Below are 19411 nucleotides of genomic sequence, written 5' to 3' on the forward strand. Positions count from 1 at the left end.
TACCACTCTGCTGTTGGTGTTCCGCAAGTTCCGATACCGCGCCAGCGCCCACAGCGGAAAGAACTTCGGGTAACCATGATACCGTAGATAGAATACGCGGGGAAAGCCCGTCGCCGTGTAGCGCTGCTCGTCCCACAGCCCTTTTTGGTTCTGTGTTGCAATCAGGTACTCCACCCCGCGGGCGACGGCCGGATGATCGACCTCACCGGCCGCCATAAGGGCAAGCAAGGCCCATGCCGTTTGCGAGGCGGTCGAGGGCGCGGCCTCCCAACCCTTGTAGTCGAGCCGGTAGCTGACGGCGTCCTCGCCCCAGCCGCCATCCTTGTTCTGGATCGAGACCAGCCAGTCGGCGGCCTTGCGAATCATCGGGTCGGTGTGGCCGACCCCGGCCGCATTCAGCGCGCACAGCACCGACCAGGTTCCGTAGACGAAATTCATGCCCCAGCGGCCGTACCAGGACCCCTCCGGGTGCTGGGTCCGCCGGAGATAGGCGACCCCATCGGCCACGTGCTTGCTGGTCTTCTCGGTCTCGCCGAGCTGGGCCAGCATCGAAATGCAACGCGCGGTGACGTCCTCGGTCGGCGGATCGAGCAGCGCGCCGTGGTCGGAGAACGGAATGTTGTTCAAATAATATTCGAGGTTGTTCACGTCGAAGGCAGCCCAGCCGCCGTCGTCGCTCTGCATGCCTTCGATCCACTCCCGGCCGCGGTCGATCGCGGCGTCATAGCCGGCCGCGCCATGCTCCCGGCGCATGCGGTCCATCGACATCACCACGACGGCGGTGTCGTCGAGATCGGGATAGTGGGCGTTGTTATACTGGAAGGCCCAGCCGCCGGGGCGCGTCTCCGGCCGCTTCACCGCCCAGTCGCCCTTCACATTGAGCTCCTGCTTTGGAATCAGCCAGTCGAGGCCCTGCTTCGCAGCCGGTATGGCTTGCGTGCCGCCGGCCTCGAGCAGCGCGTGGGCGGTCAGCGTCGTATCCCAGATCGGCGAGACGCAGGGCTGGCAATAGGCTTCGTCGTCCCTGATCACGAGCAGCTTGTCGATGCCCCGGCGCGTGGTCGCGCGCGGCGGATAGCTCTCGTCCTTGCCGAGCGCGTCGTACATCATGACGATGTTGGCCATCGGCGGATAGATCGCGCCCATGCCATCCTCGCCGTTCAGCCGCTCCTTGGTGAAGGCGAGCGCCGCGTCGATCGCGCGCTTGCGCAGGCTCTTGGGAAACAGCGGCTCGATGACGCGCAAGATAGCATCGAGCGAGCGGAACAGCACGAACCAGGCCATGCTCTGGTGCGGCGCCTTGGCGGTCATGCCGATCGACCGCGGATCCTGGAGAAACAGCTCGTCGATGCCGACGCCCTTTGGATTCCGCGCGCGCGGCTTGAGCGCCGCGAGCACCATCAGCGGCACCATCGTTGTGCGCGCCCAATAGGAGATCTTGTTGAGGTGGAACGGCGACCAGAACGGCAACAGCACGATCTCGACCGGCAGCACCGGCACCGCGCGCCAGGTCACGACGCCGAACATCGCCAGCGTGAAGCGGGTGAAGACGTTGCTGTGAATCGCGCCACCGCGCGAACGGATCGCCTCGCGCGCCCGCACCATATGCGGCGCGTCGATGGAATCACCGATGATCTTGAGCGCGAAGTAAGCCTTCACGCTCGCGCTCATGTCGAACTCACCGTCATGCACCAAGGGCCAGCCGCCATGGGCGCCCTGCACACGGCGCAGATAGTTGCCGATCTTGGTCTCGAGCACGGCGTCGACCGGCTCGGCGAGATGGTGGCGCAACAGGATATATTCGGCCGGAATGGTGCAGTCGGCCTCGAGCTCGAATACCCAATGGCCGTCCGATTGCTGAAAGCCGAGCACCCCTTGCGTGGCCGACGCAATGCTCGATTCCAAGACTTCGCGGTCGTTCGCGCTCTTGTTCACCGAATGCATCTCGCTCGATATCTCCGATAGTTGCTGGGAAAATTGACCGGGACCAACGCCCGTCAGGTCCGCTGTGCGGCCAGGGCCAAATCGGCGGCGCGATCGCCGGACCGGACCGATCCCTCAATGGTTGCTGGCAATCCCGTAGCAGTCCAGTCGCCGGCAAGAAACAGGTTTTTCAGCGCGGTGACCGGCCCGGGACGCAAGGAATTCTGCTCGGGCGTGGCGGCAAAGGTGGCGCGACGCTCGCGCACGATCTGCCAGGGTGGCAGCTCGCCGGCAACCCCGCCCGCCTTGCAGACGTCATTCCAGATCGTCTGCGCGAGTTCTTCGCGCGGCATCTCGACCAGCCGGTCGCCATTGCTGATGGTGACGGACAGCCGGTTGGGGAATGCGAACAACCACTCCACGACACCGCCGATCACGCCCAGGATGGGGGCCGAGCCCGGCGGCGGCTCAAAGCGGAAATGCGCATTCACGATGGCGCGGAATTGCGTCGGCGTTTTCAGGCCCGGCAGCAGTGAAGCGGCAGCACGCGGCGGCACGGCCATCACAATCACATCCTCGGGCCCGATCGCGACGACATCTTCACCGCCGAAATTGAGCGCGCTGACCTTGCCGTCCGTGGTCGCGTACGAGCGCAGCTCATGGCCGAGCTGCACGGAATGGCCGCGCTCGGCCAGGAACTTCACCGCGGGCTCGATCAGCACCGCGCTCAGGCCGTCGCGCGCAATCAGCGGGCGGCAGGCCTGGCCGCCGGCGAGCAGCGTCTCGCGCACGATCGCACCGGCAAGCCCCGCCGAGCCCTCGGGTGGATCGACGTTGAGCGCCGCGAGCAACAGCGGCTGCACCAGACGATGATATAGCACGCCCTCGCAGGGGATCGACTTACCAACCAGCGTCTCCTCCGACGCCCAGATCAGCGGCGCGAGCTTGAGATAGTCGGTCAATCCCGTGTCGGGGACACGACGGCTCTCGTCGAACACCCAACCCGGCAGGCGGCTGTCGCCGAGATCGAGCTGCCAGCGCTGCCCGGTCTTCAGATCAACGAAGGGAAACTGCGCGCGCGCCGGACCCACCAGCCCCGCCTCGGTGCCTATCGAGCGTGCATAGGCGAGCGCGTGACGGTTGCCTGACAACAGGAGATGGTTGCCATTGTCGATGACGAGATTGGTCGCGCCGTCGAAATAGGAGCGGCAGCGGCCGCCGGCCTGCTGCGTCGCCTCGTGCACGGCAACCTTGAAGCCGGCATTGACGAGCCGCACGGCGGCAGAGAGGCCGGAAATGCCGGCACCGATGATGTGAGCTGTCTTTTGCATCAGAAAAAAGCGTAGCGGAGAAGGATGGCGATACGTGCGACCTTGGACACACGCACCGGCGCGCGGGGCGCGGCAAAGCCGCGTTCGAGCAGGAGGTCCAGAATGGCGTGATAGTATTTCGACATGATCCGCGGCGCACGAACCGCGCGGCGCTTGTTGCGCGCCATGATCTCGTCCGACTTCTCGAAATGCGCTTTCGCGCGCTGGGCGAGCGGCAGGCACACCTTCGGCAGCGCGCGCTCGACAATCACGCGGGTCGGATCGTTGGAGGTGATGCCGGCATGCAGCAGGCCTTCGCGAGGCAGATAGAGCCGGCCGAGGCCAGCGTCCTCGTCGATGTCGCGCAGGATGTTGGTGAGCTGGAGCGCGCGGCCGAGATGATGGGCGAGCAGGATGCCATCCTCTTCCGGCATGCCGAACACCCGCACCGACAGGCGTCCAACGGCACTCGCGACGCGATCGCAGTAAAGATCGAGGACCGCCATGTCGGGCGCGCGGATGTCCTGCGGCACGTCCATCTCCATGCCGTCGACGATGGCGACGAAATCCTCCCGCTTCAGCCCGAAGGTCTTCACGGAAGCGACGTAGTCGGCAAGCCGCGCCGGCGGATGGCCCTGATAGAGCGCGTCGATGTCGTTGCGCCATTCCTGAAGCGCGGCGAGGCGTTCATCACGCGGGCCGTTGGAATCTGCGATGTCGTCGACCTGGCGGCAGAAGCTGTAGATCTGGAACATCGCCTCGCGCTGGTCGCGCGGCAGGATGCGCATCGCGGCATAGAACGAGCTGCCGGATGCAGTCGAGCCATAATTGGCGCCGGGCGAGGTCGCCTCAAGCGTCATGGGCCGGCCCCGGATTGGAGATTGGCCTGCGCCCGAAGGCGCGACGGCCAATTTCACCGGCGATACCGGCGAGGCTGAAGGTGAGGAGCTCGAGCTTGTTCAGATGCACGCGCTCGCGCAGGGGATCGCGCACCTTGAGCAGGCGCACGATGCGGTCCGCATAGGCCTGGATCACCGAGATATCGACGCCCAGGCGGAAGTCCCGCACCTCGGCGGAAAGCGACTTGCTCTCGTTCAGGAGCTCTTCGTTGCGCGCGGCGAGCGCCTGGAGGCAGGCCAGCATCTGCGGCGGCGAATGATCGCCGCCGAGCTGCTCGACCGAGGCGCCGCTGGCAGCCAGCGCATCGCGCGGCAGGTAGACGCGGTTGAGCGCGCGAAAATCCTTGCCGCAGTCCTGGAGATGATTGTTGATCTGGAGCGCCGCGCAGAGCGCATCCGAAGCGACCCAGGTCGAGGTCGCCTCGCCGTGCACGTCGAGCATGAAGCGGCCAACCGGCATCGCCGAATAGCGGCAGTAGTGGATGACCTCGTCCCAGGTCTCATAGCGCAGCTTCGTCACGTCCATGCGGAACGCGATCAGCACGTCCAGCGCATGGCGCGGCGACATACCGCGCTCGGCCAACGCACGGCGGAGAATGACGGCCTCGGCCTGCGAGTCGCCGTTGCCGTTGAGCTCGGCCTCGAGCAGGTCGAGATAGGCGAGCTTCTCTTCAGGCGGCAACGTCGCATGGTCGGCGATGTCGTCGGCCGTGCGGACGAAATTGTAGAAGGCGAGGATCAGCGCGCGGTGACGCGGATGAATGATCCACGACGCGACGGGAAAATTCTCGTCGCGGTCACCCTTGCCGGATCGCAATTCGCTCGCAGAGGTCATCGGGGACTGGTTAACAATCGTCTGAACAGGAAGGCTTTTTTCTTCGGCGCGCGGCCGAGCCGTCGCGGCCCCCATATAGGGGAATATGCCGGCAAAACCAACCTGTCTCGCGGGTCCCCTGCCCTCACGAAGCACGGCCGCCGCAAAGGCGGGCCCGTGACCGCTCACGGGCCGCGCACAAGCTTACTGGTTGTGGGTCTTCAGGACCTGGTCGCAAGCCTGCGAGATCTTGGCCCGGTTCTCCTTCAGGCAGGCCAGAATCGTGAAATCGCCCTGGTCGATGACCGGACGGCAGAACTTCTGCACGTCACGCGTGCAGGCCTTCTGCTCTTCGGCCGTGCCGCGCCCCTGCTGGGGCTGCTGTGCGAACGCCGCGGTCGAAAGGGATGCCGACAGCAGGGTGAGAGCGAGGAGAGATTTACGCATTGTAGTCCTTCATTCTGACGGCAGAATCTCTCCGTTCCCGGACAGCACAGGGCGGACGACCGGAACGGATTGTTCTGATGGCGTTGCCGCGGAGCACGCAGCAGTGGAGACATCACAAGCACTGGTAAATGCGGCCAAATTGGCACCAAGTCCACCACATCGCGCCTTCGCAGGGCTCTGATTGGCAGATGTAAGAGTTTGATACTATGAGATTATTCAGGCAGCCGGTGTTTTGCCGTGGACCTGTTGCAGACATGCATCGCAAGCCCTTGCATATGTCATCGAATAGGCACAGCTGAAACCCATGCGGGGAACGTTGAAAACGGTCGCGATCGTTCGCGGCTCTGACACCTCACAGGGGTATGGTTTGAACCTGCCAGCGGGTGGGGACACTAAACTTTCGATGCGGCGAGACGTTCTATTAGGAGCGAACGTCATTCAGAAAACGGGATATTCGAACATGAAATTCTTTGGACGGTCTGGACTGTCGATCAAGGCGGCAGGCATTGGCGCCGCGCTGCTCTTCTCGGTTTCGGCGAGCCACGCTCAGTCGTCCGGACCCTTTGCAGGCTTCGACGGCGCGTGGTCGGGCACCGGCACGGTGGCGCTGTCCGACGGCTCCACCGAGCGCATCCGCTGCAAGGCAGACTACAAGGTCGCGGCCAGCGGTCTCGGCTTGAAGCAGGCGCTGCACTGCGCCAGCGACAGCTACAAGTTCGACCTCACCAGCGACGTGACGAGCCAGGGCGACCGCATTTCGGGCAATTGGAGCGAAGCCAGCCGCAACATCTTCGGCAATCTGCAGGGCACCGCAGGCGGCGGCCAGATCGACGTATTCGTCGAGGCCAACGGTTTTGCCGCCAACCTGACGCTGCGCACCAACGGCAACAAGCAAACCGTGCAGATCAGCTCCAAGGGCGAGATCCGCGGCGTCAACATCACCATGGTGAAGAGCTGAACGCTTCACTCACCCGATGAGTGGACGACATGGCCCCTGGCTCTCGCGAGCCGGGGGTTTTTCATAGGAGGGACCACATCCGCAGAACTCAAGGCCGTCGGCCTCCTCGCCCCGCATTCCGCCTCGCGGGTGACACTCCGGTACTCAAAGTCTCGCACCAGACGAAGTTCCGCGAGGACGATTTCAAGTTCAATCCGTACGGGATCGTCCGGATCGAGGCGTGAGCCAGAGGCTCGCTAGCCGCTCTCGCTCAGATCGCGCGCTTGTCGGGTCCTTGCAGCTTCTCGTGCAGGTTGATCAGCCACATCGCCGTTGGGCGCAGGATGAAGAGGTCGGCTACCAGCGCTGCGACCATCGAGAAGGCGCTGAGCCAGCCGAACAGGCGCAGCGACGGCAGGTCGGAGAACACGGTCACGACGAGGCCGCAAGCGAGCACCACCGTGGTCAGGATCAGCGCAGGGCCGACCAGCACGGTGGCGCGCTCGACCGCAAGCGCCGAGGAGACCCCGGGCTTGCTCTCCAGCCTGAGGCGATTGAGGAAGTGGATGGTCGCGGAGAGGCCGAGGCCGAATGAGACGGTCAGTGCCACGACGCTGGCGAATTGTAGCCCCTCGCCCATCGCCCACAGCACCGTTCCCGACATCACCACCGGGAAGATGCCCGGCAGGATGCAGGCGAACATCACCACCCAGGAGCGGAAGGCGAGGCCAATGAAGATCGCGACCAGCGCGAATTCGACGGTGAGCCCGCGGTTCAGCTTCTCGATCATGCTGGCCGAGTTGCGGGCGGCGATCGCCGCAAGACCGGTCACTGCGACCTCGTAGCCGGGATGCTTCTTGCGAACTGCGTCGAGCTCCTGGTCGAGCTTGTCGACGATCGGCAGGAGCTGGCTCGAATCCTTGTCCGGCACGCGGCCTGCGACCACGACCGCGTCCTGCTCGGCGTCGATGAATCGTCGCACCAGATGCTCTGGGATGACGTTCACATATTCCTTCAACGTCGCGACGTCCGAGCTGCCCGCCTTTTCCGTCAGCCAGCGACGCAGCGTCTCAAGCGACCAGACGTTACCTACGCCGGCAGCCTTTTCGACCGTTTCGTGGACTTCGGCGATGGTCTGCAGCGTTTCCGGCGAATAGAGCGATTCACCCTTGGGGAAGGTGATCAGGACGTTGACGGGATTGGCGCCGGTCAACTTGGCGTCGAGCCGGTTGCTGGCCGCGACGGCCTGCCGCTTGTCGGGCACCTGGTCGGCAAGGCGGTAGCGCGGCTGGAGGTTGGCGTAGATCACCCCGAGGCTCGCCACGAACAGCACCGCGATCAGGCTGAACAGGCCCGGCCGGCCCACCATGCGCACCGCGATCCAGTAGCAGAAATTGCGCAGCGCCTGCACGCCGGCGTCCGCGCTCTGGAATTTGACGGCAAAGATCTTCTCGTTGCGCACGAACAGCACGCCGAACACCGGCACCAGCGAAAGCACCGTGACCAGCGCGATGATGGTGGCGGCGAGGCCCGCCTCGCCGAATTTGCGGATCAGGTCGGAGTCGGAGAATTGCAGCGCAATGAAGGAAATGCCGGCGGTGCCGTGCGTCAGCACGCAGGCCGGCCCCACCACCAGTACCGCGTTCCTGAACGCGGTGAACTTGTCCTGCCCTGCGATCAGCCGGTCGCGCGCCGCGAAGGTGAGCTGCATGGAGTCGGAGAAGCTGATGACCATGATGAGCGGCGTCATCACGTTCAGGAACATGTTCAGATTGAAATTGGCCCAGCCGAGCGCGCCCAGCGCCAGCAGGATCGCGATCATCGGCGGGAACGCCGCGACAACCATGAAGGAGATTTTTCGGAAGAAGATGATGGCGATGACGCAGCCGGCGAGAATGCCGAGGATGTTGTAGGTCAGCCCGTCGCGCTCGACCGCGTTGCGGATCTCGAGCTGCATCACCGGCACGCCGGAGAGCTGCACGCTGAGGCCGGTGTCGCCGAGGTCCTCCTTCATCAGCGCGCGGATATCGCCGACGACCTTGCCGAGCTTGCTGGAGGCAACCACCTCCGGATCGAGGGAGAGCACGACCAGAGCGAGGGTGCCGTCCTCCGACAACAGCTTGCCGCGGATGATCTCGTTGCTTTTGACGGTTTCGATGAACTTGTCGTAGGCGGCGCCCTCGGGCAGTTCGGCCGGGAAAAGCGCGGCCGGCAGCTTGCCCGGCGCCGGCGCCTGGCGTGCGGAGAACAGCGAGACGAGCCCGCGCGTGCCTTCGACGAGCTGCATGTCGGTGATGAAGTCGCGCAGCTTCATCAGGTTGTCGCGCGCGAGCAGGTTCTTGCCCTCGATCACGACAAGGACGTCGAATTCTTCCGCTGGGAACTTCTTGGTGACTTCCTCGTACTGGTGGAATTCGCGGGTGTTGGAGCGGAACAGCTGCGACAGCGAATCGTCGATCTTGATCCGCTGGATGCCGAAGACGGCACCGACTATCAGCGCGATCAGGATGATGCAGGACAGGACCGGCGCGCGAACGGCGATCAGCCCGATGCGTTCAAGTCCAAAAGCGATGGAGGACGAGGGTCCCTGCTCGACCTTGTCGACATGAACCTCACTCTCGCTGTGCTTTTCGAGCATGCCTTGTCCAGTTCCTAAATCGGCTCGGTTAGTGAGCTTATGCGCCCCGCATATCGGCCTGAAAACGCCATACAGATGGGAGGCTTGCTCTTTGAAAAAGCGCGGGAAATCGCCGCGAGGGGTTTAGCAGGTCGGCCTGCCCCCTCGCAAGCGCGCGCTGGGCAACAAAATCGATCAAGATGCGGCAATTTCGGCCCTTGATGGCTCATTCCGGCAGCGCTGTGCCGATTCGCGGCGGGAGATCGCCGCTCTCGTCCTTCAACGCCACGCCGGTCACGCCCCGCGAGAGGCCTGCGCGGACCAGCCAGGCGATCTTGAAGGCTGCCTCACGATAACTGAGACCAGCCCGGTGGATGTTGGAGACGCAATTGCGCTCGGCGTCGGTACGGCCAGGCTTGGGCGCAAAGGTCAGGTAAGCCCCGAGGCTGTCGGGAGCCGACAATCCCGGCCGCTCGCCAATCAGCATCACGACCATGCGCGACCCGAGAATGGCGCCGACCTCGTCGCCCAGCGCGACACGGGCGCCTGAGGCGACAATGATATGGCCGATCGCGACATGCGGCGCATCGGCGAGGTCCGGCAGCAGCGCGCGCAACAGCCCAACCGCGTGCGCATGCACCGCCGTCGGCGACAATCCGTCGCCGATCACGATCGCAAGCCGGCCGGGATCAGCGGCGCACGCCGCGAGATGCTTGGCGCAAGTCGGTTCGAGCTGGCGTCCGAGATCCGGCCGCCGCAGGTAATCGCCGCGGTCGGCGGCGCGGCTCTTCGTCGCAAGGACGGGAGCGCCGAACTCAGCGAGTTCGCCGATCATCCGCTCGGCATCGAAAGTGGCATGCACGGCGTCGCGGGCGCGCGCGTGATCGAGCGTGAAGTCGAGCAACGGCCTGGTCGGCAGGCTCGCCCCGCTGCGCCCGAGCGCGACGCGTGCAGGCGTTAGCGTCCGCAGGTCCAGGGTCGGGCGGTTCGGGACGGATGGGCTAGACATGTCGCATCATTCGGCGGGAACCGACGCCTCACGCAGCCGAAGCGAGTAGTTCGACGCGTTCTGCTGGCCGCTCGATGCCGCGCGCGCAAAGGTGATGAGATGATGCGCGATCATGGTGCAGCCGATCAGGCCTTCGAGATCGCCGTGCCTGATCCGGCCCAGCGCAAACTTCCAGAACACGCGCCTGTAGTCGCCGAGCACGCCGACCTTCCAGAAGATGTTGCGCAGCATGACGAGACCGCGCCGGATGTTGGGCCAGGTCTTCATCTCGGCAGGCACAGGGATCTTGAGGCGGTGCACATAGACGTGGTCGCATTGATACTGGAAGCGTGCGTAGACCTTCTCGGGCTCGTAAGCGACTCCCATCGCGTGCTTCCAGGATGCGACGACTTCGTCATAGGGCAACAGGAAGTTGACGTTGGAATCGCGGCCGTCGTCTTCGATCAGGCGTCCCTCACGCTCCAGCCGGTCCCACAGCGGCGTCTTCGGCAGCGCCTGCAGCAGGTTGATCGTGAGCAGCGGAATCCGGGACTCATCGACGAAGGCAAGCAGCGCGTCCGAGGTGTTCGGCTTGTCGGTGTCGAGCCCCATGATGATGCCCGAGACAACCTCCATGCCATAGGAATTGATGGTGCGCACGCCCTCCAGAATCGGGACCATCATGTTGTGGTCCTTGTGCATCGCCTTCAGCGCGTCCGGATCGGGTGTCTCGATGCCGCAGAAGATGGTGATGAAATAGGCCTCGCGCATCTTCTCGAGGATCTCGGGGCGCTTGGCGATGTTGAGCGTTGCCTCGCAGGCGAGCCGCATCACATAGCCGGTCTTCTTCTGCCACTCGATCAGGTGCGGCAGCAGATCCATCGCCGCCTTGCGGTTGCCGATGAAATTGTCATCGACGAAATACACCGTGTCGGTCATGCCGCATTCGCGCAGGCGATTGAGCTCGGCGATGATCTGCTGCGGTGTCTTGATGCGCGGATTGCGGCCGTAGAGGCCGGGGATGTCGCAGAACTCGCACTGATAGGGACAGCCGCTGGAATACTGGATGCTGCCGAGGAAATACTTCTTCACCTCCGCAAGCTCGTAGGCGGGAATCGGAAACTCGGTCATCGGGACGCGGTCGTTGGTCGTCAGCACGATTTGATGCTCAGGACGGGAAACGTCGCGCGACAAAATCGCGATCAGCTCGTTGGTGGCGTCGCCAAGCTCGCCGACATGGAGATAGTCGAAGGATGGATAGTAATCCGGGCAGGCGCTGACCGAGGGGCCGCCGAGCGCGACCGGCAGGTCAAACTCATGGGCGCGGCGGCAGATGTCGTTCATCTGCTGGCGCTGGATGTGCATGCCGCTGACGAAGACCGCTTCCGCCCATTCGAACTCCTCTTTGGTCGTCGGACGGAGGTTCTCGTCGACGAACTTCACCTGCCATTCCCTGGGCAAATAGGCGGAGATCAGGAGCAGTCCCTGCGGCGGCATGAACGCCTTGACGCCGTCCGTCAGGGGATAGGCATGTTCGAATGTGCCGAAAGACGACGTGTAGCGCGGAAAGACGCAGAGAATGTGCCGGACCGTTCCGTTGCTTTCAGCGCGCATCGAACTTCCCCCAACGACTTCCTACAAACCGTGCAGAATAGGCATCAAGACACATAACGTAACGCTGGGCCCGAAATTCCTCAATATTGTGGCATGGGCCTAATTCATAAGACGCACCAATGGTTTCCTCGGTTCACGCAGATCGTGCGCGATCATGCGAAATTGGCCCGGCCTCAGGCGATCAAGCGCGAGGCAAAATCGGGTAGCAGCCCCGCATCACGAGCAAGCCGGAAATCGGCACCCGCAATCCCGCTCTTCGCCAGCCAGTCGTCGAACTCCGGCGCGCGGTGCAGGCCGAAGACGTCGCGGATATAGAGCGCATCATGGAAGGAGGTCGACTGATAGTTCAGCATGACGTCGTCGGCGCCCGGCACCCCCATGATGAAGGTGACGCCGGCGGCAGCGAGCAGCGTCAGGAGATTGTCCATGTCGTCCTGGTCGGCTTCGGCATGGTTTGTGTAGCAGATGTCGACCCCGAGCGGCAGGCCGAGGAGCTTGCCGCAGAAATGATCCTCGAGCCCAGCACGGATGATCTCCTTGCCGTCATAGAGATATTCCGGGCCAATGAAGCCGACCACGCTGTTGACCAGCAGGGGTTGATACGCGCGGGCGACGGCATAGGCACGCGCCTCGCAGGTCTGCTGGTCGACGCTGTGATGCGCGCTGGCCGACAACGCCGAGCCTTGGCCGGTCTCGAAATACATCACGTTCTGCCCGACCGTGCCGCGTCCAAGCGACAGCCCGGCCTCGTTCGCTTCCCGGAGCAAAGCGAGATCTATGCCGAAGCTGCGGTTGGCAGCCTCGGTCCCGGCGACCGACTGGAACACCAGGTCAACCGGCACGCCCTCCCCGATCAGCGACAGCGTCGTCGTCACATGGGTGAGCACGCAGCCCTGGGTCGGGATGTTCAGCCGCGCGATGATCTCGTCCAGTAACCGCAGCAACTGGCCGATCGTCGCGGGGTCGTCGCTCGCCGGGTTGATGCCGATGCAGGCATCGCCCGCGCCGAGCAGGATGCCGTCGAGGATCGAGGCGGTAATGCCCCTGGCGTCGTCGAAGGGATGGTTCGGCTGGAGGCGTGTGCTCATCCGCCCCTTCAGGCCGATGGTGTTGCGGAACGATGTGATCACCTCACATTTGCGCGCTGCCAGGATCAGGTCCTGGTTGCGCATGAGCTTCGACACCGCGGCCGCCATCTCCGGCGTGATGCCATGGGCCAGCTTTCGCAAACCTTCCGTCGTCGCCGCGTCCGACAGCAGCCAGTCGCGGAAGCCGCCGACGGTGAGCGCAGCCACCGGCGCGAAGGCCTTTGCATCGTGGGTGTCGATGACGAGGCGCGTGATCTCATCGGTCTCATAGGGGATCACGGCCTCCTGAAGGAATTGGCCAAGCGGAAGGTCGGCAAGCGCCATTCGCGCCGCGATCATCTCTTCGGCACTGCTGGCCGCGATCCCGGCCAGCCGGTCACCGGAGCGCGGCGGTGTCGCCTTGGCCAGGAGGTCGCGCAGATTGCCGAAAACGTAAGTCGTAGCATCGATGGTGTGGCGGTAGACCAAACGTCCCTCCGGCGTCAGTCGGCCAATGGCCGATGCAGTACCAGTCTTGCCCCAAGGTGTACGAGCCTGGCAGCATTGGTGCATGCCGATCTTTGCGGCATGTGCCGATCCCGGAAGGCCCCTTGCCGAAAACCGACAGCCGCGCCAAGAGGCTGATATTCCTTATATTTTCTACGACCAAGGTCTGATGTGCAAGCCTGCCGCGTTAACGCTGCGTCCACCTTCGTTCTGCATAGTTTTTGTATCAATTTTACCGTTCGTGCTCACCGATCGTACATAAAAGGCCATTTGGGTCTCTGGAAGCCATGACAATTGACCGGATTGGGAATGCCGCCGGCCTGGCGGGCCGTTTCACGCTTGCCACCAGGCTCTATTCGATCTTCGCGCTGTTCGCGCTGCTCACCGCCGCAATCGCTCTGCTGTCGGACTACAACAGCCGCCGCGGCGCCGAGCTCACTGCCGCGATTGAGACCGCGAATGCGGCGGCGCTGAACGTCGAGCGCGTCAACTCGCTGGTCTACGCCGTGGTGATGGAATCCCGCGGCGTCTACATGTCGACGGATCCAAAGGCCGTGAAGAAGTTCGGGGACGGCCTGCTCAAGTTCAACGACGAGATCCTCGGCGTGGTGAAGGGCTGGGAAGGCATCGTCAAGACCGACGACGCCGACCAGTTCGCAACGTTCAAGAAGCGCATCGAGCAGTTCATCGATTTCCGGAAAGAACTGGTTCGCCGGGCCTATGAGATCGGTCCGGCAGCTGGCCGCGAATGGGGCGATAACGACGCCAATCGCAGCGTGCGGTCGGCGTTGAACAAGGATCTCGAGGCGCTGTCCAAAGTCTATGCCCAGCGCGCCAAGCAGATTGCGCAGGAGACCGAGACCAATCGTACGCTCTCCTTCGTGTTGACGTGCCTCGGCGGCGTCGCGCTGGCGCTCGTCGTGATAGGCATCGTCATCATCGCGCGCTCGATCGCCCGTCCGCTCTCGACGATCACCGCGACCATCAAGCAGGTCGCCGACGGCGAAGAGAACGTCGTGGTGCCGCATACCGAGCGTGCCGACGAGATCGGCGCGCTGGCGCGCGCGATCCGGATCTTCCAGGAGGCGATGGACCGCAACCGCAATCTGGCCTCGCAGGTCTCGCAGGACTCCGCGGCGCGCGACGAGCGCGCCCGCCATATCGAGACCTCCGTCGAGGCCTTCCGCGAGGCGATTGGCGCGGTCATGCGCGGCCTTGCCGACAACGCGTCGGCGATGCGCGAGACCGCGCAGACCATCACCCGCGTCACGGCGGATGCCAGCACTCGCGCCGGCACGGCGGCAGGCGCCACGGAGCAGGCCTCGCACAACGTCACGGCGGTGGCGAGCGCCGCGGAAGAGCTGTCGGCATCCGTCGAGGAGATTGGCCGCCAGGTGCGGCAATCGGCGAGCGCCGTCGAGCAGACCGGCCAGCGCACCGAGAAATCGATCTCCGAGATCGAGAGCCTGGCTGCCGCCACACAGCGCATCGACGGCGTGCTCAATCTGATCCAGGCGATCGCCGAGCAGACCAACCTCCTGGCGCTCAACGCCACCATCGAGGCGGCGCGCGCCGGCGACGCCGGCCGCGGCTTTGCCGTCGTCGCCCATGAGGTCAAGGCGCTCGCCGGGCAGACGGCGAAGGCGACCGCGGAGATCAGCGAGAATGTCGGCATGATCCAGTCCTCGACCCGCAACGCGGTCGAGGCCGTACGCGAGATCGGCGGCGCGGTGCGCGAGATCAACGACGTCACCTCGGCGATTGCCGGCGCCATCGGCCAGCAGGACTCCGCCACTCGCGAAATCTCCGCCAATGCACAGTCGGCTGCGCAAGGCAACGAGACGCTGGTCGCCAACATCACCTCGCTCCGCGACGCCATCGGCGAAACGGACACCGCAGCAACCTCCGTCCTGACCGCGGCAGGCAGCCTGACCGCAACGGCAGAAACGCTGTCGCGCGAGGTGGAAAAATTCTTCGGGAATTTGCGCTCTGGACCCGCTGAGCGCCCTATCGCCAAGGCGAGCTAGCTCTCCGCGTCAGCCGACGCTGCGCCACGAGCCCTTGTAGGAACGTCGCAGAAGCGCGAACAGACTTCCACCGGTCGCAGCGCCTAGCAAATAGACGACGACGGAGAGCAGCGCGAGCGGCAGGCTGAGGTTCACCCTGAAGAACGAGACCGTCACGGTCTCGAAGTTCTGCGCGGCGAACACCACGATCGCGGCCACGAACAGGGTGATGATGGCGAGATAAAACCAACGCATGACGCATTCCCCTTCGACCGCGCGCAAGCTCGCGCGGTCACCCGCGACCTAACATAACCTTTCCTCGCGCGCCTTAAGTGCCGCGCCGCAGGCTGAAGCCGAGGCTCAGCCAGCCCGCGCCGGCAAAGATCAGGTCGATACCGAGGAACAGGCCGAGGATGTAGACGCTGTTGACCGGCCAGCGCGCCAGGATCAACAGGCCGAGCAACAGGGTGATGACGGCCGAGAGCGCGACCCAGATCCAGGGGCTCTCCCGCTTCATGCTGAAGGCGAGAAACAGTCTGACGACGCCGGAAGCAATCAGCGAGGCACCGAGGAAGAGGGTCAATAGCACCGCAGCAAATAGCGGGTTCTCGAAGGTCAAAAAGCCCGCGATGACATAGAGCACGCCGAGCAGCGCCCAGATCAGGAACTTGCCCCAGCTCTTCATCTGGAACGCACCGATGACCTCGGTCACGCCGGCCACGATCATCATCGCGCCGACCACGATCACGCTGGCCACCGTCGCCATCACCACGCTACCGAGCGCAATGAAGCCGGCAATGAGGTAGACGACGCCGAGCGCGACGATCCAGCCCCATTTCGGGCGCAACGCCGCGATGCCGGAGCCCAAGCCTAGGCTGTGAGACATATCCGAAGCAGTTGTCATGACGGCTACTCCTTCAAGCGAACCCCCACGGCACACGTCAGAATAGCATGGGCTCAGTGGGGACAACAGCTAGAAGAGCAGCCGTCGCCAGCGTCGCTGTTGATGCAGGTCAAGGCCGCCCAGGCGCGCCTCAAGCGCGCGACCGCTCCATTTCGAGCTCGGCCTTGAGACTGTCGAGATCGCGATAAATTGAAGCCGCCGCGAGCACACGGCCGCCTTTCCGGTACCGGAGCAGGCAGTCTTTGCCCGCGATGCTGCCGTCGATCTCGATGTCATCCCAGCTTTCGGCGTGGCCGACATAATTGATCGGCACGTCATAATGCTGGCTCCAGAAGAATGGTACGGCGTCGTAGCGTTCGCGCCCGCCCAGCATGTTGCGCGCGGCGGTCTGGCCCTGACGCTCGGCAACCACCCAATGTTCGACGCGGATGCTGGCTTGCGAATGCTGATCCGGCCAGCGCGCGATGTCACCGGCGGCAAAGATGCCGGGCGCGCTGGTTTCAAGGTAAGCATCGACCGTCACGCCGCGATCGATCGCAAGCCCGGCTCGCTCGGCCAGTTCGAGGCGCGGCTTGACGCCGATGCCCACCACCACCAGGTCCGCCTCGATCACGTCGCCACTTTTCAGATGGGCGCGGCGGCCATCGAGCTTGTCCACAGTGTCCTTGAGGTGGAAATGGACGCCGTTCTCTTCATGAAGCGCACGGACGAAATCGCCCATCTCACGTCCCAGGATGCGCTCCATCGGCCGCTCCTCCGGCGCGACGACGTGAACCTCGAGCTTGCGCGCCCGCAATGAGGCGGCGACCTCGAGGCCAATGAAGCTCGCCCCGATCACCAGCGCGCGTTTGGCGCTACCGGCCGCCGTGATGATGGCGCGGCTGTCGGCGACCGATCGCAGGGTGTGGACATGCGGCTGGTCGCTGCCTGGAATTCTTAACTTCACGGGCTCGGCACCGGTCGCCAGCAGCAGCCGGTCGAACGGCACCTTGTCGCCGTTGCCCAATGTCACATGACGTTGTTTCGGATCGAGCTCGGCGACGGAGGTGTCGAGCCTGAGATTGATGCCTGCGTCTGCGTAGTAATCCTCCGGCCGGAGCGGCAGCCAATCCTCCGGCGCATTGCCGGCCAGATAGTCCTTGGACAGGTTCGGCCGGTCGACCGGCAAGGCACCGTCGTTGCTGAGCATGGTGATGCTGCCGGCAAATCCTTCACGGCGGAGCATTTCGGCCGCTGCAAATCCCGCCGCGCCGCCACCGACGATGACGAACCGGTCCGGCGTCGGCGCGGAGCGGTGCGGTGCGGCCAGTGGTGATGCCTCTCGCTTGCGGCGCACGACGATCTTGTCCTTCTCGCGTTCGACCTCCCAGACCGCCAGCGCATTCAGCGCCGGCGCCGCGACCGCCTCGCCGGTGCGCAGCGAGAAGCAGGCATGATGCCAGGGACATCGGATGGTGTCGTCGACGACGAGCCCTTCGGCGAGCGGACCATGATAGTGGGTGCAAGCCGGTTCGATCGCCACAACCTCGGCGCCGAACTGCACGAGGAGAACGTCTTCGTCACCGACATGGCCAAGCAGCCTGCCGTCGTTGAAATCGGCGAGGTCCACGCCCTTGCTCAGATTGGGTCCGCTCGGCTTCTTCTCATCGTTCATGCGCCGTCTCCCGTGGCTTTGCGTCTCAATCGTCCGAGTTGGCGAGGCCGAGCAGCTCCTGTCGCGTCAACGCGTTGTCGCGAAACACGCCGAGCATGCGGCTGGTGACGAGATCGGTGCCCGGCTTGTGCGCACCGCGCGTGGTCATGCAATGGTGCGTCGCCTTGATGATCACGCCGACGCCTTGCGGCCTCAGCACGTCATTGATCGAGTTGGCGATCTGCGCCGTCATCTTCTCCTGGATCTGGAGACGCTTGGCGTAGATGTCGACCACCCGCGCCAGCTTGGAAATGCCGACGACACGGCCCTGCGGGATATAGGCGACCCACGCACGCCCAACGATCGGCGCCATGTGATGCTCGCAATGGCTCTCGAAGCGAACCCCGCGCAGCACGATCATCTCGTCATAGCCTTCGATCTCCTCGAAGGTCTTTTGCAGGATTTCGGTCGGGTCCTGCGTGTAGCCGGTGAAGTATTCCCGAAACGCACGCGCTACCCGGTCCGGCGTCTCGCGCAGGCCGTCGCGCGCGGGATCATCGCCCGCCCAGCGGATCATGGTGCGCACTGCGTCCTCGACCTCCGCCTGGCTTGGCATGCCCGCCAGCGCTTGCGCGAGTGCAACGCGTTCCAGCCGTCGCGCCTGTCGTTCCATGTGAACTCCTCCCCCTGACCACCCGAAACAATCGCATTGCGGTACCAAGGCTTGGACGGCGGCAACGGAAAAAGGTTCCCAGGAATAGGGGAAAATTCAGGACGGGCCCGGAACCAGGCTCAACTGTCTGCGGCCTTACGCAGGTCGAGGACGGCCTGCGCCCATTCGGCGGGCCGCTCCTGCGGCAGATTGTGACCTGCCCCGTTGAACACGCGCCGCTCGAAAAAGCCCTCGAACCTGCGCGCGTGATGGGCGGTCCCAGGAATGACGCCATCGCGATCGCCGTCGATCGCGATCGTCGGCACGCGGATTGGCGGCTGCGCGGAAAGTTGTGCCTCAATGGCCGCATAGGCGGGATCGCCTTCAACCAGCGCGTAGCGATGCCGGTAGGAGTGGATCACGACGTCGACGAAGTCTGGATTGTCGAAGGCGACTGCGGTTGTGTCGAAAGTCGCATCGTCGAACACCCAAGTCGGCGACCACATCGACCAGAGCTGACGGGCAAAGCCGCGCCGGTTGCGCTCAAGCGCGCGGCGACCGCGTTCGTTGTGAAAGAGATATTGATACCAGAGCGCGGCCTCCTCCGGCGGCGAGGCCGGCTCCATCGACCGCGCGATGTTCTGGATGTTGTAGGAATTGCCAGAGACGAGCCCGACCACGCGCTCCGGATGGAGCGCCGAGACCACGCAGGCGGCACGCCCGCCCCAGTCGTAGCCGCCGACCACCGCACGCTCGATCTTCAGAGCATCCATGAAGGCCAGCAAGTCGGCGCCCAGCGCCGCCTGTTCGCCCGAGCGCAACGTCTTGTCGGACAAAAATCGCGTCCCGCCATAGCCGCGCAGCCATGGCACCAACACCCGCGCGCCTGATCGTGCGATCAGCGGCGCGGCTTCGGCATAGGCCTGGACGTCGTAGGGAAAGCCGTGGCCCATGATGCAGGGCCAGCCGTCCGGCGCGCCGAATTCGAGAAAGGCGACTTCGAGGACGCCGGCAGTCACTGTTTTCGGTTGCATTCTTGCGACACTCTCTGAACAAACTCGACCACGTAGCCCGGATGAAGCGCAGCGAAATC

16 protein-coding genes are annotated in these 19411 nt (G+C 64.1%); 2 read left to right on the forward strand and 14 right to left on the reverse strand.

Annotated features, from left to right (window positions below):
* The 5 genes from shc to SO156_RS19210 all read right to left on the reverse strand — a co-directional run.
* Nucleotides 1-1944: squalene--hopene cyclase (gene shc, locus SO156_RS19190; protein ID WP_498535895.1), on the reverse strand; the 1944-nt coding region annotated here is incomplete at its 3' end.
* A 53-nt stretch (nucleotides 1945-1997) separates the two neighbouring features.
* A complete protein-coding gene (gene hpnE / locus SO156_RS19195) occupies nucleotides 1998-3254 on the reverse strand; it encodes a hydroxysqualene dehydroxylase HpnE (RefSeq protein ID WP_498535896.1) in 1257 nt (418 codons plus the stop codon).
* Nucleotides 3254-4093, reverse strand: a complete 840-nt coding sequence (gene hpnD / locus SO156_RS19200; protein ID WP_498535897.1) for a presqualene diphosphate synthase HpnD — start codon at nucleotides 4091-4093, stop codon at nucleotides 3254-3256. The genes hpnE and hpnD overlap by 1 nt, the downstream gene beginning before the upstream one ends.
* Nucleotides 4083-4967 (reverse strand): squalene synthase HpnC, encoded by an 885-nt coding sequence (gene hpnC / locus SO156_RS19205; protein WP_458147565.1) that lies wholly within the window; start codon nucleotides 4965-4967, stop codon nucleotides 4083-4085. Before hpnC ends, hpnD begins: the two co-directional genes overlap by 11 nt.
* A 183-nt stretch (nucleotides 4968-5150) precedes the next feature.
* Complete coding sequence (locus SO156_RS19210; protein WP_498535898.1) at nucleotides 5151-5393, reverse strand: hypothetical protein; 243 nt, start codon at nucleotides 5391-5393, stop codon at nucleotides 5151-5153.
* A 460-nt stretch (nucleotides 5394-5853) separates the two neighbouring features.
* Here SO156_RS19210 and SO156_RS19215 point away from each other — a divergent pair, with 460 nt between their 5' ends.
* Nucleotides 5854-6351, forward strand: coding sequence for a hypothetical protein (locus tag SO156_RS19215; RefSeq protein WP_498535899.1), 498 nt, complete (start codon nucleotides 5854-5856; stop codon nucleotides 6349-6351).
* Between the two features lie 250 nt (nucleotides 6352-6601).
* On the opposite strand, the gene SO156_RS19220 is transcribed toward SO156_RS19215, so the two are convergent.
* From SO156_RS19220 to SO156_RS19235, 4 genes are all read right to left on the reverse strand, one after another.
* Nucleotides 6602-8968 carry an efflux RND transporter permease subunit gene (locus SO156_RS19220; RefSeq protein ID WP_458147567.1) on the reverse strand — a complete coding sequence of 789 codons (2367 nt, stop codon included), beginning with the start codon at nucleotides 8966-8968 and terminating at the stop codon, nucleotides 6602-6604.
* A gap of 205 nt (nucleotides 8969-9173) precedes the next feature.
* Nucleotides 9174-9956, reverse strand: coding sequence for an ethanolamine ammonia-lyase subunit EutC (eutC, locus tag SO156_RS19225; protein WP_458147568.1), 783 nt, complete (start codon nucleotides 9954-9956; stop codon nucleotides 9174-9176).
* Nucleotides 9957-9962: 6 nt separating this feature from the next.
* Entirely contained in the window at nucleotides 9963-11549 is a 1587-nt protein-coding gene (locus SO156_RS19230; protein ID WP_498535900.1) for a B12-binding domain-containing radical SAM protein, read from the reverse strand.
* 173 nt (nucleotides 11550-11722) lie between these two features.
* Complete coding sequence (locus tag SO156_RS19235; protein WP_498535901.1) at nucleotides 11723-13105, reverse strand: ethanolamine ammonia-lyase subunit EutB; 1383 nt, start codon at nucleotides 13103-13105, stop codon at nucleotides 11723-11725.
* A 305-nt stretch (nucleotides 13106-13410) separates the two neighbouring features.
* Here SO156_RS19235 and SO156_RS19240 point away from each other — a divergent pair, with 305 nt between their 5' ends.
* Nucleotides 13411-15150: a methyl-accepting chemotaxis protein gene (locus SO156_RS19240; RefSeq protein ID WP_458147571.1), complete on the forward strand. Its 1740-nt coding sequence runs from the start codon at nucleotides 13411-13413 to the stop codon at nucleotides 15148-15150.
* 9 nt (nucleotides 15151-15159) lie between these two features.
* Here the strand turns inward: SO156_RS19240 and SO156_RS19245 are convergent, their stop codons facing one another.
* The 5 genes from SO156_RS19245 to SO156_RS19265 all read right to left on the reverse strand — a co-directional run bounded on the left by SO156_RS19245 (nucleotide 15160) and on the right by SO156_RS19265 (nucleotide 19352).
* Nucleotides 15160-15384, reverse strand: coding sequence for a LapA family protein (locus tag SO156_RS19245; RefSeq protein WP_458147572.1), 225 nt, complete (start codon nucleotides 15382-15384; stop codon nucleotides 15160-15162).
* Nucleotides 15385-15457: 73 nt separating this feature from the next.
* Nucleotides 15458-16033 carry an HdeD family acid-resistance protein gene (locus SO156_RS19250; protein WP_458147573.1) on the reverse strand — a complete coding sequence of 192 codons (576 nt, stop codon included), beginning with the start codon at nucleotides 16031-16033 and terminating at the stop codon, nucleotides 15458-15460.
* Between the two features lie 130 nt (nucleotides 16034-16163).
* Nucleotides 16164-17687, reverse strand: coding sequence for an FAD-dependent oxidoreductase (locus SO156_RS19255; protein ID WP_458147574.1), 1524 nt, complete (start codon nucleotides 17685-17687; stop codon nucleotides 16164-16166).
* 25 nt (nucleotides 17688-17712) lie between these two features.
* Nucleotides 17713-18339, reverse strand: coding sequence for a GTP cyclohydrolase I FolE (folE, locus tag SO156_RS19260; RefSeq protein WP_458147575.1), 627 nt, complete (start codon nucleotides 18337-18339; stop codon nucleotides 17713-17715).
* Nucleotides 18340-18458: 119 nt separating this feature from the next.
* Nucleotides 18459-19352, reverse strand: a complete 894-nt coding sequence (locus SO156_RS19265) for an alpha/beta fold hydrolase (protein WP_458147576.1) — start codon at nucleotides 19350-19352, stop codon at nucleotides 18459-18461.
* Nucleotides 19353-19411 lie beyond the last annotated feature (59 nt).

Source organism: Bradyrhizobium sp. UFLA05-125 (genome assembly GCF_059803515.1).